Source organism: Streptomyces sp. BA2 (assembly GCF_009769735.1).
Taxonomy (GTDB): domain Bacteria; phylum Actinomycetota; class Actinomycetes; order Streptomycetales; family Streptomycetaceae; genus Streptomyces.
The window spans coordinates 1,035,743-1,053,953 of the sequence record NZ_WSRO01000002.1; the positions used below are offsets into that span (position 1 = coordinate 1,035,743).

The 18,211-nt window shown below is 71.5% G+C and carries 7 protein-coding genes; all 7 read right to left on the reverse strand.

All coding sequences use genetic code 11. The annotated features are described in order from the left end of the window. Positions 1 to 20: 20 nt before the first annotated feature. Positions 21 to 4,679 carry a non-ribosomal peptide synthetase gene (locus tag E5671_RS07345; protein ID WP_160503031.1) on the reverse strand — a complete coding sequence of 1,553 codons (4,659 nt, stop codon included), beginning with the start codon at positions 4,677 to 4,679 and terminating at the stop codon, positions 21 to 23. Continuing rightward, a complete protein-coding gene (locus E5671_RS07350) occupies positions 4,676 to 11,239 on the reverse strand; it encodes a non-ribosomal peptide synthetase (protein ID WP_160503032.1) in 6,564 nt (2,187 codons plus the stop codon). The genes E5671_RS07345 and E5671_RS07350 overlap by 4 nt, the downstream gene beginning before the upstream one ends. Before the next feature lie 23 nt (positions 11,240 to 11,262). Then, positions 11,263 to 13,209 carry an ABC transporter ATP-binding protein gene (locus tag E5671_RS07355; protein ID WP_237330123.1) on the reverse strand — a complete coding sequence of 649 codons (1,947 nt, stop codon included), beginning with the start codon at positions 13,207 to 13,209 and terminating at the stop codon, positions 11,263 to 11,265. A 375-nt stretch (positions 13,210 to 13,584) separates the two neighbouring features. Continuing rightward, the gene (locus tag E5671_RS07360; protein WP_237330124.1) at positions 13,585 to 14,568 is read right to left on the reverse strand and encodes a ParB/RepB/Spo0J family partition protein; all 984 of its coding nucleotides are present in this window, start codon (positions 14,566 to 14,568) and stop codon (positions 13,585 to 13,587) included. Positions 14,569 to 14,953: 385 nt separating this feature from the next. Continuing rightward, positions 14,954 to 16,009 (reverse strand): 3-deoxy-7-phosphoheptulonate synthase, encoded by a 1,056-nt coding sequence (gene aroF, locus E5671_RS07365; RefSeq protein ID WP_160503034.1) that lies wholly within the window; start codon positions 16,007 to 16,009, stop codon positions 14,954 to 14,956. Between the two features lie 107 nt (positions 16,010 to 16,116). Beyond that, a complete protein-coding gene (locus tag E5671_RS07370; RefSeq protein WP_160503035.1) occupies positions 16,117 to 17,406 on the reverse strand; it encodes a sensor histidine kinase in 1,290 nt (429 codons plus the stop codon). Position 17,407: 1 nt separating this feature from the next. After that, on the reverse strand, positions 17,408 to 18,061 hold the full coding sequence (locus tag E5671_RS07375) for a response regulator transcription factor (RefSeq protein WP_160503036.1): 654 nt from the start codon (positions 18,059 to 18,061) through the stop codon (positions 17,408 to 17,410). Positions 18,062 to 18,211: the final 150 nt, after the last annotated feature.

The following is an 18,211-nucleotide window of genomic DNA, read 5'->3' on the forward strand; positions in this document are numbered from 1 at the left end:
GATTCAGGACGGGTTCAGGCCTACGAGATGCCGTCGGTGAAGCCGGCTTCGAGCTCGTCGACCTCGTCCTGCGCGAGGTCGAGGAGGGGGAAGTCGGAGGACGTGTGTCCGCCCGCGGTGGGATCGGCCGTGTGGGCGGCCAGACCGCCGAGCAGGTCGAGCCAGAGCAGGCCGAGGCGTTCCGTCGCCGCCTCGTCGAGGAGCGCGGCGGCCCAGCTCAGCGTGAGCGTCAGCCTGGGTCCCGCGGCCGTGTCGACGACGACCGCGCCCGCCTCGATCGCGTGGGTGGCGGGCATGGCGGGGTCGAGCGAACCGCCGATCGAGGTGCCGGAGGCGTCGGCGGTGAAGCGGCCCAGGTAGTTGAAGCCGATCTGCGGGCGCGGCAAGGCCGCGAGGACCGGCGCGGTCGCGGGGTTGAGGTGACGAAGGAGTCCGAAGCCGAGCCCGTCACCCGGTATCGCCCGCACCTGCTCCTTGACCGACTTCAGCAGCGCCCCGGCCGCCGGACCACCGGCCACCACCTGACCCACGTCGACGGCGCCGACATCCAGCCTGACCGGATGCACGCTGGTGAACCAACCCACCGTGCGCGACAGATCCACACCTTCGGCCGACACCCGTCCGTGCCCCTCCACGTCCACCAGGACCCCGGGCGCCGCCTCCTGCCGCCAGTGGGCGACCGCTCCCGCAAGGGCCGACAGGAGCACCTCGTGCACACCGCAGTGGAAGACCGTCGGCGTCCTGCTCGTCAGCGTTTCGGCTTGGCGGGACGGCACGGTCCACGTGCGACGGCGCACGGTCGCCGCGGTGTCACGGTCCGGGTCCAGCTCCCGCCCCCGCTTCCTGATCGGGGGTTCCGCCGACCCCAACAGAGCCGACCACTCCGCTAGTTCGGCCACTCGTGTCTCCTCCGCGGCCTGCTCGACCAGCAGCCTCGACCAGTGCCTGAAGGATGTGCCCACCGGGTCGAGCTGAGGCTCCCGCCCTGCCGCCACCGCTTCGCACGCGGTCTTCAGGTCCGGTACCAGAATCCGCCAGGAGACCCCGTCGACCGCCAAGTGGTGCACCACAAAGGCCAGTCGGCCGACGCGCCCCGGCCCGGCGTCCACCCACGCCACCTGAAGCATCACGCCCGCCGCCGGGTCGAGACGCTCCGCGGCCTCCTGTGCCGCCTCGTCGGCGATGTCGTCGAGGGTGCCGGCCACCGCGTAGGTCGCGTTCACGCGGGTGATCAGCGCATCGGCAGCCAGGGAGCCCTGCTCGCGGACGAGGAGCCTCGGACCCGCGTCGTCAGCGACCACCTGGGAGCGGAGTACGTCATGGGTGTCCATGACCGCGCTCAACGCGGCCACCAGGACGTGCCGTTCGAGGCCGGACGGAGCGCCGACGATCGCCCACTGGGCGAACTTCGGGCGGACGGCCGACTCGCCCAGGTCCCGCATCACGGGCGTCCAGGGCGCATCTCCCACGCCCACGTCCGGCGGCGCCGCCACCTCGCCCGCGGTCCGGCAGGCGGCCGCGAGTCCGGCAGGTGTTTCATGCTCGAAGACGTCCTGTGCCTTGAAGAGCAGGTCCGCGCGGCGGGCCCGCGCGGCCAGCTGCATCGACATGATCGAGTCGCCGCCCAGCTCGAAGAAGCTGTCCTCGACGCCGACCCGTTCAAGACCGAGCACCTCGGCGAACAGGCCGCACAACGTCTCCTCGGCCTCACTCCGCGGCTCGCGGCCCGAGACACGCTCGGCGAAGTCGGGGGCGGGCAGAGCCGCGCGGTCGACCTTGCCGTTGCGGGTCACCGGCAGGGCGTCCAGGACGAGCACGACGGCGGGCACCATGTAGTCGGGCAGCGCACGGGCGACGTCCTCGCGGACGAGCCGGGGGTCCAGCGTCCGGTCGTCCGGGACGGCATAGCCGATCAGCCGACGCTCGCCGGGGCCGTCCTCACGGGCGACGACGACGGCCTGCGCCACGGCGGGGTGGGCGGCCAGGGCCGCCTCCACTTCCCCCAACTCCACGCGGAACCCGCGTACTTTGACCTGCTGGTCCGCGCGTCCCACGAACAGGAGCTCGCCGGTTTCGGTCGCGCGCACCAGGTCGCCGGTACGGTACATCCGCTCGCCGGGCGTGTACGGGCAGGCCACGAAGCGGTCAGCGGTCGCACCCGGACTGCCCCAGTAGCTCTGCGCCAACCCGTCTCCCGCCACGTACAGTTCACCGGTCACGCCCGGCGGCAGTGGCTGGAGGAACGCGTCAAGGACCAGTGTCCGGCGGCGGGGCAGCGGGCTTCCGATCGGGAGTACGGAATCCATCGCGTCGCCCGGCTTCAGAACGTGCCAGGTGGCGCACAGGGTCGTCTCCGTCGGACCGTACATGTGCCGGACCGTGACCTCGGGGCACGACTCCCGGACCCGCGCCACCGACGCGGCCGGGACGACGTCCCCTCCGGTCAGCACCTCTCGCAGCCCCTCGAAGCTGCCCGGGGACTCCTCCGCGAGCACCCGGAACGAACCTGCGGTCAGATGCACCGCCGTCACGCCACGCTTCACGTGCTTGCGCACCTGCTGGGCATCGACCACACCGGGCTCGGCCATCACCACGCGGGCGCCCACGGACAGGGGGACCCACATCTCGTAGAGCGACACGTCGAAGGCGTGCGGGGCGTGCATCAGGACCGCGTCCGCCGGGCCCACGCCCCAACTCCGCTCCCCCACCAGTGATGTGACGCTCCCGTGCGGCACCGCCACGCCCTTGGGCGTGCCGGTCGAGCCCGACGTGTACATCACGTACGCCACGTCCTGCGCGGTCACGGGCGGGGGGAACTCGGCTGTGGCCGGGGCCTCTGTGAGCTGCGGGTCATCCGCCACCAGCACACGCGGGAGAGCGTCCTCCGGCAGCACGCTGCGGCTCTCCGACGTGCACACCACCACGGCAGGAGCCGCATCCGCCAGCACGAAGGCCACCCGCTCCCTCGGCGAGCTCACCTCCACCGGCACGTAAGCGGCGCCCGCCCGCCACACGCCCAGTAGCACGGCCACCAGGTCCGGCGTCCGTTCCATCACCACCGCGACCCGGTCACCCCGCTGAACCCCCAGGGAGGCAAGGCGCGCCGCCCAGCGCCCCGCGCGGCCCCACAACTCCCCGTACGACAAGCCCTGTTCGCCTTGGACGGCCACCGCACCCGGCGACTTCGCCACTCGGCTCGCGATCAGCTGGGGCACCGACTCACCCGCCGAAGGGGCCGACGTCCCTCGCGCGGGCAGCGGGTTCGCGACACCGATGTGCCCCACCGCCGCCGACGGTTCCGCCACTATGCGTCGCAGCACCCGTATCAACAGCCCGCCCAGCGCGTCACCCAACGCTTCGTCGACCAGCTCGGGTTGGTACGTCACGTCCACCCGGAGGCGCTCGCCGGGGGCGATGCCGATCGACAGCGGGTAGTGGGTCGCCTGGCGCGACTCCACCGTGGTGAGGGAGAGCGCGTCCGGTGCGGGGGCTGCTTCGGGCGGCCGAGGGTAGTTCTCGTACACGAGAAGTGTGTCGAACCCCGCGCCCGGACCGGCGAGTTGCTGGATCTCCGGGAGGCCCAGGTGCTGGTGGGCCATGAGCGCGGACTGGCGGTCCTGCAGCTCATGCAGCATGTCGAGCAGCGGCCGCGAACCGTCGAGCCTGACCCGTACCGGCAGCGTGTTGATGAAGAGGCCGATCATCGAATCGGCGCCCGGCAGCTCCGGGGGGCGTCCCGCCACCGTCGCGCCGAACACCACGTCCGTACGCCCGGCGAGGCGTGCGAGCACCAGCGCCCACGCGCCCTGCACGAGGGTGTTCATCGTCAGGCCGTGCGTGCGGGCCAGGGCGGCGAGTGCCTCGGTCGTCTCCTCGGTGAGGTGGGCGGAGCGTTTCTGCGGAGGTGTGTCGCCCTCACCGCCCCTACCGCCCTCGCCCTCGCCGCCCGCGATGCGAGCCGCGCGTGCCGGGTTCGTGGGGCCCACGACGTGCGTCGGCTCGTCGGCTCCGGCAAGCTCCGCCTTCCAGGCGGCTCGCGCGGCTTCCTTGTCCTGGCGGGAGAGCCAGGCCAGGTACTCCCGGTAGGACGTGGCGGGTGCGAGGCGCGAGGCGTCGCCGCCCGCCGCGTAGATTTCGGCGAGTTCGTCGAGCAGGATCGGGGCCGACCAGCCGTCCATCAGGATGTGGTGGCTCGTCATCACCAGGCGGTGCCTGCGCTCGCCGACGCGGATCAGGAGCAGGCGCATCAGTGGCGCGGAAGCCGGATCGATCCGGTGCGCGCGTTCGCGTTCGGCCAGGCGTCGCGTCTCGGCCTTCGCCGCGGTCTCGGGAAGGTCGGAGACGTCGGCCTCGCCCCACGGCAGGACGACCTCGCGGGTGATGATCTGCACGGCCTCGCCCGTCTTGCGCCGCTGGAAACTCGCCCGCAGCGCCGCGTGCCGGGTCAGCAGCGCCTCCCAGGAGGCACGGAAGCGGCCCGCGTCCAGGGGTCCTTCGACCGCCAGGATGTTCTGCACGGTGTAGATGTCGGGCCCCTGGCCGTTGAAGTCGGCGTGGAACAGGAGCCCTTCCTGGAGGGGAGACAGCGGCCAGACCTCCGCGAGCGCGGAGCCCTTGGCCTGAGGCGCCGGCTGATGGGCGGCGGGCGCGTGCCCCGTGGCGGGAGTGGGAGTCTTCACAGCGAACGCCCTCCTTCGAGCTCTGCTGCCATCGCTTCGAACTGCTCGACCTCGTCCTGGGCGAGCTCGACGAGGGGGAAGTCGGACGGGGTGTGGCCGCCCGCCGTGGGGTCCGTGGTGTGCGCGGCCAGGCCCGCGAGCAGGGCGAGCCACCGGTGGGCGACGCGTTCCGCCACCGCCTCGTCGAGGAGCGCGCCGTGCCAGCTCAGCGAGAGGGTGAGCTCGGGCCCTTCGGCGGCGTCGCGGATGGTCGCACCCGCCTCCAGGGTGTGGGTGGCGGGCATGGCATCGTCGGTGGAGCTTCCTATCGCCTCTTCGCCCGCCATCTGCCAGGGTCCGACGGTGTCTGCCCCGTCGGCCGCGGGGAAACGGCCCATGTAGTTGAAGCCGATCTGCGGGTGCGGCAGTGCGGCGAGCACCGGACCCGTCTCCGGGTTCAGGTGGCGCAGCAAGCCGTATCCGAGGCCGTCGCCGGGCACCGCCCGCGCCTGCTCCTTGACCGCCTTCAGGAGCGAGCCGACGGCGGGGCCGCCGTCTGCCGCCCTGATCGTGTCGATGCCGGACAGATCGATGCCGGACAGGTCCAGGCGGATGGGATGCACGCTGGTGAACCACCCGACGGTGCGGAGCAGATCCGCGTCGCCCACCGGCTTGCGCCCATGTCCCTCGACGTCGACCAGGACCGTGCCGTCACTGCCCCGACGGCTTTGGACGACCGCTCCGGCCAGCGTGGCGAGGAGCACCTCGTGCACGCCGCAGTGGAAGAGCGCCGGTGTCGGTCCCGCGAGCGTGGCCGTCTGCTGGGGCGGCACCGTCCAGGTCCGGTGGCGCATGTCTGCCGCCGTGTCCCGTGCCGGGTCGAGTACCCGGTCGCCGAGCGGTCGTTCCGCCCGGCCGCCGAGGAGGGCGGTCCACTCGTCGAGCTCCGCGACACGGTTGCTGCCGGTCGCTTCCTCGACGAGAAGCCTGGACCAGCGCCTGAAGGACGTTCCCACAGGGTCGAGCTCCGGCTTTTGCCCGGTGGCCACCGCCTCGCACGCGGCGCGCAGGTCCGGGGCCAGGATCCGCCACGAGACGCCGTCGACCGCCAAGTGGTGCACCACCAGGGCCAGTCGGCCGACATGCTGCGGGCCCGCGTCCAGCCACACGGCCTGGACCATCACTCCGGCGAAGGGGTCGAGGCGCAGGACCGCCTCCCGCGCGGCGCGCCCCGCGAGCTCGTCCAGGTCGTCCGGCGCGACCTCCGTCGCGTCGATGCGGGTGATCAGGTGGGTCGCGTCAACGGATCCGCGCTCGCCCACCACCAGGCGCGGCCCGTCGCCCAGGCGTGGCCGGTCGTCGCCGCCCGCCACGGCACGGGCCCGCAGCATGTCGTGCGTGTCGAGTACGGCGCCCATCCCCGCCGCGAGGGCTTCGCCGCCGAGACCCGCGGGAGTCCCCATCACCACCCACTGGGTGAAGCCGCCGCCGAGGGCCCGCTCGCCCAGGGCCCGCATCACGGGCGTCCAGGCCAGCTCGCCCTCGCCCACATCCGGCTCCGACACCCCTCCGGCGCCGAGCCTGACCACCCGGGCGAGGCCTTCCGGTGACCCGTGCTCGAACACGTCCTGGGCGCTGAAGAAGACGCCCGCCCGGCGGGCGCGGCTCACGAGCTGCATCGAGCTGATCGAATCCCCGCCGAGCCGGAAGAAGTTGTCGTCGGCGCCGATCCGCTCCAGGCCGAGTACCTCCGCGAACAGGGCGCAGAGGATCTTCTCCGCCTCGCTGCGCGGCGCCCGGCCGGACACGCGGTCGGCGAAGTCGGGGGCGGGCAGCGCGGGGACGTCGAGCTTGCCGTTCGGGGTGACCGGCAGGGCGTCGAGGGCGAGCACGGCCGCGGGCACCATGTAGTCCGGCAGCGCCTTTGCCGCGTACTCGCGTACTGATGGCCCGTCCACCGTCCGCATGCCGGCTTCGGTGCCGTCCCGGGTGTCGGTGCCCACCACATAGCCGACAAGGCGGCGATCCCCGCGCCCGTCCTGCTTGAGGATCACCACGGCCCGGTCGACGGCGGGGTGCCCGGCGAGTACCGCCTCGATCTCGCCCAGTTCCACCCGGAACCCGCGCACCTTCACCTGTGCGTCGGCCCTCCCGGCGTAGACGAGGTCGCCGGCGCCCGTCCTGCGCACCAGGTCCCCTGTCCGGTACATGCGCTCGCCGTGCGCGAACGGACTGGCCACGAAGCGCCGCGCCGTCAGCTCCGTCCGCCGCAGGTAGCCGCGCGCCAGACCCGCGCCCGCCACATACAGCTCGCCCACCGTGCCCGAGGGCACCGGCCGCAGGAACCCGTCGAGGACGTGGGCGGAGGTGTTGGCGACCGGGCGGCCGATCGAAGGCTCCTCATGTGCGCCGAGAGCACGGCTGACCGTCGAGGCGACCGTCGCCTCGGTGACCCCGTACTCGCTGTAGATCTCGCGGTTCACCGACCACTGAGCGCGCAGTTCGTCGGAGACGGGTTCGCCGCCGATGACCAGGACGCGCAGCGCGGGCAGCTCCTCAGGCGGCAGCTGCGCCAGGAGCGTCGGAGTCATCGCGACGTGCGTCACCCGCTCCTTGCGCATCAGGTCGACCAACTCCTCGCCGCTCGCGCGGCGCCGCGCGGGCGGTGCGAGGACCAGCCGGCCGCCCGCGCACAGGACCGGCCAGATGTCCGACATGGAGACGTCGAAGCTCGGCGAGACGAGTTGGAGCACCGCACTGTCCGCGCCGATCCGGTAGCGCTCGATGCGGTCGGCGACGAGGTTGCGCAGGCCCCCGTGGGGGACGACCGCGCCCTTCGGGGTGCCGGTCGATCCGGATGTGTAGATGACGTACGCCGCGTTGGACGCGGTCAGCGGTGTGAGCGGCTCTCCGTCCCTCAACTGGCCACCCGTGTGGCTCGCCACGCACCGGGATGTCAACGGATCGTCCAGGACCACCAGTTGGCCGCTGTACTCCGCCGGCACCGCGTCGCGGGTCTCCCCCACGCAGACCAGGACCGGCGGGGCCACGTCGTCGAGCAGCGTACGCAGCCGTGTGGCGGGAAGCCCCGGATCCACGGGGACGTAGACACCGCCCGCGGTCGACACCGCGAGGAGCGCGGTCACCAGTTCCGCCGAGCGGTCCGCCAGAACGGCCACCCTCGTCTCCGGCGCCACTCCCCTGTCCCTCAAGTACCGCGCCAGACCCATGGCTCGGTCGGCCAGTTCGCGGTAGGTCAGCGAACGCTCGCCGTCCACCACCGCCACCGCGGCGGGGGTGGCCGCCGCCTGCGCGGCGAAGAGTTCCGGGGCTGTCACGTCGGGCGCGAGCCCGGGTTGGGGTTGGGGTTGGGGTTGGGGTTCGAGTTCAGGTTCGGCTGCGAGGAGGGCTTCGGGGAGGACGTCGAGCCGTCCCACCGGCGTCGACGGGTCAGCCACCATCTGCTCAAGGACGCGGTTCAGCGAGGAGATCACGGCCTCGGCGCGGTCTCGTCCCACCATATCCGGGCGGTGCACGAGGAGCCCACGCAGCCGGGTGTCAGGGACCACGATGAGCGCCATCGGGTAGTGGCCCCTGTCCTCAGGCTCCCCGACCGTACGGATGGCCAGGTCGGCGCCAGTGCCGGTGCCGGTCCCGTCCGGTGTCCGTGGAAGGTTCTCGAACACCACGAGCGTGTCGAACACCGCGCCGGGGCCGACCAGTTGACGGATCTCACGCAGGCCCAGGTGCTGCCCGGCCATCAGCCCGACCTGCCGCTTCCGCAGCTCCGCGAGCATCCCGGCGACCGACTGGTCCGCCGCGAGGCTCACGCGTACCGGCACGGTGTTGATGAACAAGCCGACCGCCGACTCGACCCCGGGCAACTCCGCGGGCCGCCCCGCCACCGGGGTGCCGAAGACCACGTCCGTGCGCCCCACGAGCCGGGCGAGGATCTGGGCCCACGCACCCTGCACGACCGTGTTGACGGTGACGCCCCGGGAGCGGGCCAACTCCGCGATACCGGAGGTGAGTTCCTCGCTGAGCTCGAACGGCACCGGTTCCGGCACGACCTGTTCCCCGGCAGCATCCTCGGGCGCCACCAGCGTCGGCTGGTCCGCCCCGGCGAACGCCGCGCGCCAGGCCTCACGGGCCGCTTCCTTGTCCTGCCGGTCGAGCCAGGCCAGGTACTCCTGGTACGACGCCGTGGTGGGCAGCGCCCGGCCGTCGCCGCCCGCCGCGTACACCTCGGAGAGCTCCGCGAAGACGACGTCGGTGGACCAGCCGTCCACGAGCGAGTGGTGGACGGTGACGATCTGGCGGTGCCGGTCGGCGCCCAGACGTACGAGGAGCAGCCGCAGCAACGGCGCTGCCCGGAGGTCGAAGTTCTCCTCCCGTTCGGCCTGGGCGAGGCATGCCACCTCGGCGGGCACGTCGTCCTCCGGCAGCTCCGACAGATCGACCTGACGCCAGGGCAACTCGGCCGTGGCTGCGACGACTTGCACCGCCTGGCCCGAGTCACGCTGGTGGAAGCTCGCGCGCAGTACCGCGTGCCGGGCGAGCAGTGTCTGCCACGACGCGCGCAGCCGGTCCACGTCGAGGGGACCGTCCAGGGCCAGCGTCCGCTGGCTCGCGTACACGTCCTGCCCGCCGTCGGCGAAGGTCGCGTGGAAGAGAATCCCCTCCTGCAACGGCGACAGCGGCCATACGTCCACCATGCCGGGCACCGCGGCCCGCAGCCGGTCGCTCTCGCCTTCCCGGAGCACACCCATGAGCGAACCGGCGGAACGTTCACGGACGGTTGCCTCCGCCGGTTCTCCGCATCGGGCGATCGCGGCCAGGGACGCCGGTGTCGCGTGCTCGAAGACGTCCTCCGCCCTGAAGAACAGGTGGGCGCGGCGGGCCCGTGCGGTCAGTTGCATCGACATGATCGAGTCGCCGCCCAGCTCGAAGAAGCTGTCCTCGGCGCCGACGCGCTCCAGGCCGAGCAGTTCCGCCATCAGGTCGCACAGGAGCGCTTCGGCTTCGGTGCGCGGCGCGCGCCCGGTGACCTTCGCCGCGAAGTCGGGTGCGGGCAGGGCGTCGAGGTCGACCTTGCCGTTGCGGGTCACGGGGAGGCTGTCCAGGGTGAGCACGGCGGCGGGGACCATGTACTCGGGCAGGGTCTTGGCGACGCTGTCGCGTACGTGGCGGGGGTCGAGGCCTTCCGGGCCCCCGGGGACGGCGTAGCCGACCAGGCGGCGCTCGCCCTGCCGGTCCTCGCGGGCGACGACGACCGCCTGGGCCACGGCGGGGTGAGCGGCGATGGCCGCCTCCACCTCAGCCAACTCCACGCGGAATCCCCGCACTTTGACCTGGGTGTCCGCGCGGCCGACGAAGAGCAGCTCACCGGCGTCGGTCTCGCGCACCAGGTCGCCGGTGCGGTACATCCGCTCCCCCGGTGCGTGCGGGCCCGTTGCGTACGGGCCCGTTGTGTACGGGCAGGCCACGAAGCGCTCCGCGGTCGGTCCCGGCCGGTTCAAGTAGCCCTGCGCCAGGCTCGATCCCGCCACGTACAGCTCCCCGACCGTGCCCGCCGGCACCGGCCGGAGATCCGCGTCCAGGACGAAGGCCTGCCGGTGGGGCAGCGGGCGCCCGATCGGGAGTACGGAATCCGCCTCGTCGCCGGGCCTCAGCACATGCCAGGTCGCGCACAGGGTCGTCTCGGTCGGCCCGTACAGGTGGCGGACCGTCACGTCCGGGCAGGCCTCGCGCACACGGGCCACCGATCCCGGCGGCACCACGTCCCCACCGGTGAGCACCTCGCGCAGTCCGGTGAAGCACTCCGGGGACTCCTCGGCCATGACGCGGAACGAACCCGCGGTCACGTGCACGGCGCTCACGCCGCTCTTCACGTGCTCGCGCACCTTCCGGCCGTCCACCGCGCCCGGCTCGGCGAGCACCACGCGGCCACCGGCGGCGAGCGGCACCCACACCTCGAACAGCGTGACGTCGAAGGCGTGCGGGGCGTGCATGAGGACCGCGTCGTCCGGGCCGACCGCCCAGCCGTCCTCGCCCACCAGTGCCGCCACGCTTCCGTGCGGTACAGCGACGCCTTTCGGTGCCCCGGTCGAACCCGAGGTGTACATCACGTACGCCACGTCCCGCCCGTCCACCGGCGTGCGGACGTCCCGGCCGTCGCGGGCGGCCACCGCCGCCCGCACCCGCGGGTCGTCCACCACCCGCACGGCGATGCTCTCCGGGAGCACGTCCCGGCTCTCCTCCGTGCACAGCACCACAGCGGGAGCCGCGTCCTCGATGACGAAGGCGATGCGTGCCGCCGGGGAACCCGGGTCGACGGGGACGTAGGCGGCGCCCGCCCGCCACACGCCCAGAAGCAGCGCCACCAGGTCGGGGGACCGCTCCATCACCACCGCGACCCGGTCGCCGCGGCCGACACCCAGCGCGGTGAGATAGGCCGCCCACTGCCCGGACTCCGCCCACAACTCCCCGTACGACAGCGTCCGTTCACCCTCGACCGCCACCGCGCCGGGCGACGACTCCACCTGTGCGGCGATCAGCTCCGCCACCATCGACGACTCCACCACTTCCCCCTTCAGGCCGGCGCTCAGCGCTCGTCCGGATCGGCACCGAGGCGCAGGATGTGCTCGCCGCCGACCGCCGGCGGGGGTCCGCTGCCGCCGAGCACCGGTCCGCTGCCGCCCAGGACGGGGCCGCCGCCGAGGACCGGGCCGTGCAGCACCCGCTCCTTGTGGGCGTCCGGACCCGCTCCGTTGGTGCTGGGGCGGTTGAACTGCGTGTGGTAGAGCTCGGCGTAGAGCCCTCCTGCCGCGAGGAGTTCGTCGTGCGTGCCGCTCTCGCGGACCTCGCCCTCATCGATGACGAGGATCTGGTCCGCCTCGCGGATGGTGGAGAGCCGGTGGGCGATCACCAGGGATGTCCGGTCCCGTAACGCGGTGGTCAGCGCCTGCTGGATGGCCGCCTCGGACTCGGAGTCCAGGTGTGCGGTGGCCTCGTCGAGCACGACGACCGAGGGTGCCTTCAGGAGCAGCCTTGCGAGGGCGAGGCGTTGCTTCTCGCCGCCGGAGAGCCGGTAGCCGCGGTCGCCGACCACGGTGTCGAGGCCGCTGGGCAGTGAGCGGATCAGGTCCCCGATCTGGGCCGCGTCGCAGGCTCGGAGCAGATCGCGCTGCGTGGCATCGGGGCGTGCGTAGGAGAGGTTCACGCGGATCGTGTCGTGGTAGAAGTGCGCGTCCTGGCTGACCACGCCGACGACGTCACGCAGCGAGTCGAGGCTGACGTCGCGCAGGTCGTGGCCGTCGATGCGGACGCTTCCCGACGTCGGGTCGTAGAGGCGGGACACCAGATGGGTGGTGGTGGTCTTGCCGCCGCCCGACGGGCCGACGAGGGCCGTGAGTTTGCCCGCGGGCACCCGGAACGTCATCCCGTGGAGCACTTCCGCCGTCTCCTTGGCCCGCTCGACCGCCGACAGCGCGTTGGACTCCAGCGAGGCCAGGGACACGTCGCTGGCGCGCGGGTACCGGAAGGACACCTGGTCGAACTCGATCTCCGGCGCGGGGCCGTTGCCCGGGGCGGTGAGGGCGACGGGGTCCGGCTTCTCCTCGATGAGGGGCTTGAGGTCGAGGACCTCGAAGATCCGGTCGAAGCTGACCATCGCGGTCAGCGCGTTGGACTGCAGGGCGGACAGCTGTGTGATGGGCCCGTAGAGCCGGCCGAGCAGCGCGGCAAGGGCCACCAGCGTGCCGATGCGGAACACGTCGTCGAGCACCAGACGGCCGCCGACGCCGTAGACGAGGGCGGTCGCCAGTGACGCGATGAGCGCCATGAAGATGAAGGAGAGCCTGCTGTACACCGTCCAGATGACGCCGACCTGGCGCACCTCGCCCGCTCGGGCCTCGAACGCCGCCGCCTCCTCGCGCGGGCGCCCGAAGAGCTTGGCGAGCATCGCACCGCCCACGTTGAAGCGCTCGTTGATGATGCCGCCCAGCTCGCCGTTGGCCTGCATCTGCGCCCTGGAGTAGTGCTGCAGGCGCCGCCCCACATAGATGCCGGGGGCGATGAACAGGGGCAGCATGGCGATGGCGACCAGGCTGATGAGCCAGGACAGATAGAACATCTCGGCGAGGACCAGGAGCACGGTCAGCACGCTGGTCACGGAGACCAGCATGGTGGTGAGGGCCTGCTGGGCGAGCATGACGTCGCCGTTGAGGCGGCTTGCGAGCAGCCCCGTCTGGGTCCGGGTGAAGAACGCCATCGGCTGCCGCTGCACGTGCTTGAAGGCCTCGACCCGCAGATCGTGGCTCACGCCCTGTCCGATGCGCCCGGAGAAATAGCTCTGCACGAGCTGTGCCACCGCGTCGACGAGGGCGAGTCCCGCCACGACGAGCGCGACGGTCACGATGACACCCGAGTCGTCCTTGAGAATTCCGTCATCGATGATCGTCTTGAGCAGCAGGGGCGTCGACACGATGATGAGGGAATCCACCACGGTGGTGAGCAGCAGAAAGACGAACGCGAGCTTGTGCGGCTTCATGTAGGACATCGCCCGGCGCACTGATCCCGGCCGGAGCGATTGTTTCTGGGCCCCGGATTGCGGCCCTCCGACGGTAGGTCCACCAGGTCCTTGGGTGATCAACACGCGACGGAATCCTCCTGCCTCGGCATTACGGAATGGGACTCGCTGATATGTCGTGCAATTTACTCACCGGCAGGACGATACCTTTCTGCTTTCCCGCCATCAAAGCCCTGAATCGGGCACGGGAATACCAGCGATCGGGCAGAGTGGCGCCCACCAGGAAATGCCCATGGTTCATCGAAACGTTCGCGCTTCGCGCTTCGTGCTTCATGCAGTCGGCGTCCAACCGGGCGATCCGCTCAGTTGGACGCCCAGTTGGACGCCCAGGGCGTCCTACGCCGTCTCGGCGACCTTGCGCTGGACGCGCACCGCGACCTCCGCCCACATCTCCGCGCACTCGTTGGCCAGGTAGGCCACGATCCGGCCGCAGTGCGGCGGGGCCTTGTCGATGATCTCGTCCCATTCCTCCGCGCTGATCGTATGGATGTTGAGCAGCCGCAGCAGGGTGCGGCCGGTCTCGCTGAAGCGCAGCGCCGGGTCCGCGTTCAGGCGCTTGAGGACCGCGGCACGGTCCTGGCCCGCGTCACGGTCGGGCACCGCGGTGGGTCCGCCACCGCTCCTCGGGGCGCTCGCCATGCCCTCGCCGCCGCCCCGTTTCCCGCGCTGCGGCAGCGGGTCCTCGCCGCGCATCATCCGGTTGCGTACGTCGCGGACCGTCTCCGGGGAGATCGAAGCGACGCGCGCGACCTGACGTAGGGACAACTGCGGGTTCTCGGCGATGAGTTCGCTCGCCAACCTGCGTCCCTCGGTCCCGTTGACGGGGCGCACCCGGCCGTCGTGGCCGATCCTGCTCGCTTCGCCGGCCTGCTCGGCCGGGGCCCGTCTGCGGATCTCCGCGACGGTTCCCGGGGCGATGCCGCTGACGGAGGCGATCATCCGGTCGGACCACTGCGGGTGCGAGGCGATGATGCGCCCGGCGGCGCGTTTCCTGTCCGCCGTGGTCAGCGGCAGACCGTGCGTGACGTTGGACTCGACGGCGAGCACGAAGGCGTCGGCCGCGTCCCCTTCGAAGTACTTCACCGCGATCTTGCGCTGTCCCCGCAGTTCGGCGGCCCGCAAACGGTGCAGTCCGTCGATGACGCGCATGGTCGAGCGGTGCACGGTGATCGGCGGCAGCGGACTCTGCACCACTGCGAGCGCCTGCACGTGTTCCTGGTCTGTTCCGGAGATTCGCGGTGAGTCGGCCGTCGACAGTGAACTGATCTCCACTTCGACGACCATGAGTTGGTCGATCTGCGCATGCCCAGGTATTGCCAACTGAAATCCCCCTAGTGATCTGATGTCTCCCGTGCGCGATTGACCACCCGCCGGTCAGGATCGGCGCGGTACCCGGGAGAGATCGACCATGAAGTGAAAGCTGAGGCGCGCTCAGAAGAATGGTTCGCCCGGTGTCCGGGCGAAGAACGAGGTGCGCGGAAATAAATCACCGCCACTGCGGTGATGAGCCCGAGCCGCACATCTCTCGTCGAATCGCAGAACTACACCCGCACTCGGCGCCACTTCCCTCCGTCGGGATTCCGATCCGTTCCTGAAATGGAGCGGAATCCCGCTGGCCGAACCACGCTCACCCTAACAACGCGCTTATCTGCCTGGTACCCCTCACTAGCAGAATTGATCTAGCGCCGGAAACCCCTATTCACCCCTATCGGGTGCCGGGACCGGCCCCGGCTCGTGCCGGCGGCCGTGTGAGGGTGCGGCCCATCAGCGGTGACAGGACCGCGGCGATGTTCGCGAGCTCACCGATCTCCGCCCGCGTCACGGCCTGATTGCCGTCGCACAGTGCCGTACTGGGGTCGGGATGTACGTCGATCATGACGCCGTCGGCCCCTACGGCGAGGGCGGCGCGGGTGAGGGGGGCGACGAGGTCGCGGCGGCCGCCCGAGTGCGAGGGGTCCACGATCACCGGCAGGTGGGAGAGGCGCTGGACGACCGGCACGGCGCTGATGTCCAGGGTGTTGCGGGTGGCGGTCTCGAAGGTACGGATGCCGCGCTCGCAGAGCACGATGTCGAGGTTGCCCCGCTGCGCGATGTACTCCGCTGCCATCAGCCACTCCTCGATCGTGGCGCCGAAGCCGCGCTTGAGCAGAACGGGCCGTCCGGCGGCGCCGACCGCCTGTAGGAGCGCGAAGTTGTGCATGTTGCGGGTGCCGATCTGCAGCATGTCCGCGTAGGGGGCGACCAGTTCGACGCTGGCCGGGTCGATGACCTCGGTGACCACCGGGAGCCCCGTCTCGTCCCTGACGTCGGCGAGTATCCGCAGCCCGGTCTCGCCGAGCCCCTGGTAGGCGTACGGGGAGGTGCGGGGTTTGAACGCCCCGCCGCGCAGCAGCGCGGCCCCCGCCGCCTTGGCCATGTGCGCGGCGGCCAGGGTCTGTTCGGGGCTCTCCACCGCGCACGGTCCCGCGATCACGGTCAGGGTGTCGGGGCCGATGGGGACGCCTCCCACCCTGATCACCGACCGGTCGGGGTGATGCTCCCGGCTGACCAGTTTGTACGGCACCGAGATCCGTACGACGTCCAGGACGCCGCTGCGGTTGGACAGATTGAGGGCGTCGAACGCCTCCACGTCCCCCACGAGGCCGACGATGGTGCGGGTCACGCCGCGGCTGACGAACGCGTCACCGCCCGCCGCCCTGACCAGTTCCACGACCGCGTCCACGTCCTGCTGCGTGGCCTCGGGGGCCATCACGACGACCATTGGGGTTCCTCCCGTTGCTTGGGACGGCTTCGCCATGTCCGGCGGCACCTGCGGACGGGGGGATCCATCAAGCGCCGCACCAACGGTAGGAGTTCACGGTCCACCTCTCAACGGATGCCCGGCGCATCGTCCAACTGCTCAATTTCCAGGGCGGGTTGGGCACGGCCCGTCCGGGGCGGGAAGGAGACCTCCACCACGAGTCCTCCTCCGGGGCGGGCATGAGCGCTGATCCCGGCGTCGTGGGCGGTGGCGATGGCGCGGACGATGGAGAGGCCGAGCCCGTGATGTCCGTCGCCCGCGGTGCGGCCGAGCCGCTGGAAGGGTTCGAAGAGCCGCTCCACCTGCTCCGGCGGCACCTCGGGGCCGGAGTTGGCCACGGCGACCACGGCCCGCCCGGCGTCGGTGCGGGTGGTGACCTCCACGTGCCCGCCTGGGGTGTTGTAGCCGGTCGCGTTGTCGACGAGGTTGGCCACCAGGCGTTGGACGAGCGCCGAGTCGCCCGACGCTTCGGCGGGCCCGATCATGGTCTCGACGCGCAGCCCCCGCCGCCCGGTCTCCGCGCGCGAGGCGTCCACGACCTCCTCGGCGATGACCGCGAGGTCGAGCGGCTCGCGGTGGTCGAGGCCGCGCTCGCTGCTGGACAGGGTGAGCAGCGACTCCAGGAGGCGGGCCTGCTGCTTGCTGATCTCCAGGAGCCGTTCGAAGTTCGACCGGAACGATTCGCGGGTGGCGTCGCGGTCGATGAGGGACTCCTCCAGGAGCGCGTGCTCCAGGGTGAGCGGCGTCCGCAGCTCGTGCGCGGCGTTGGCGACGAAGCGTTTGTGGGAGTCGAGGGCCGTCTCCAGGCGGCCCAGGAGTCCGTCGACGGTGTCGGCCAGGTCCTTCAGCTCGTCGGCCGGGCCGACGACGGCGAGACGCTCGTGCATGTTGCGGGCCGAGATGCGCTGGATGGTGCCCGTCATCGTGCGCAGCGGGCGCAGGACGCGCCCGGCGACCAGCCACCCGAGCCCGATCGCGATCACGGCCATGATCGCGAGGGCGATGCCCGACTGGACCTGCAAGTGGTCCATCTCGATCTCGTGCTGGCGGATCGCCTGGTCGCGCAGCTGCTGGGTGATGTCGTTGAGCTGGACGGAGGAGTTGGCCTCGGGATAGCCGAGGTAGAGGCGACCGTCGGCGCCCGGCGCGAGCACGGGTTCGCCGCCCCGGTTCTTGACGAGGACGAGGTTCGCAGGGGAGCGGGCGACGAGCAGATTGGTGATGGCGAGCAGGACCACGCCCGAGGCGACGAACAGCACTCCGTACAGGAGTGTCAGGCGGACACGGACGCGCCGTGGCAGCAGTCGGCGGGCGAGTCCCGGTGCCAGGGCGATGAGCGTGGGCAGGCGCATGGGCATCTCAAATCCGGTAGCCGCCACGGGGAACGGTCTCGATCACGGGCGGGTCGCCCAGCTTGGGGCGCAGCCGGTTGATGGTCGCCTTGACCGTCGTGGTGAACGGATCGGCCGCCTCGTCCCACACCCGCTCCAGGAGTTCCTCCGCCGACACCACCCGGCCCTGGGCGGCGAGCAGGTACTCGAGTACGGCGAATTCCTTGGGCGTCAGCGCGAGCCGTACCCCGGCACGGGAGGCGATGCGCTGCGCGGGATCGAGCCGCAGGTCGCCCTGGACGAGGATCGGCGGCAGCGCCGGCTGCGAGCGCCGGGCGAGCGCGCGGATGCGGGCGACGAGTTCGGCGTACGCGAAGGGCTTGGGGAGGTAGTCGTCCGCGCCGAGGCTGAACCCCTCAACCCGGTGGGCGATCGTGCCGGACGCGGTGAGCATGAGCACCCGGGCGTGCATCGGCTGGGCGGCCAGTGCGACGCAGACCTGGTCCCCGTGGACGCCGGGGAGGTCGCGGTCGAGCACGACCACGTCGTAGTCGACGACCGTCGTGCGTTCCAGCGCGTCCGAGCCGTCATAGACGACGTCGACCGCCATCCCCTCGCGGCGGAGCACCCGCGCCACCGAATGCGCGAGCTCGGCGTGGTCCTCGACCACCAATACCCTCATCGCCCACTCCTCGCACGGCACGTCACGAACGGAGGGGAGGGTTCACGGGGAAGGCGGCGACAGTGGCTGCTCATGCGGCACCACGTTGCCCGATCCCACGTCACACACCGGTCACAGCTCCGGCGACGGCCCCCCGTCAACGCGCTCTCG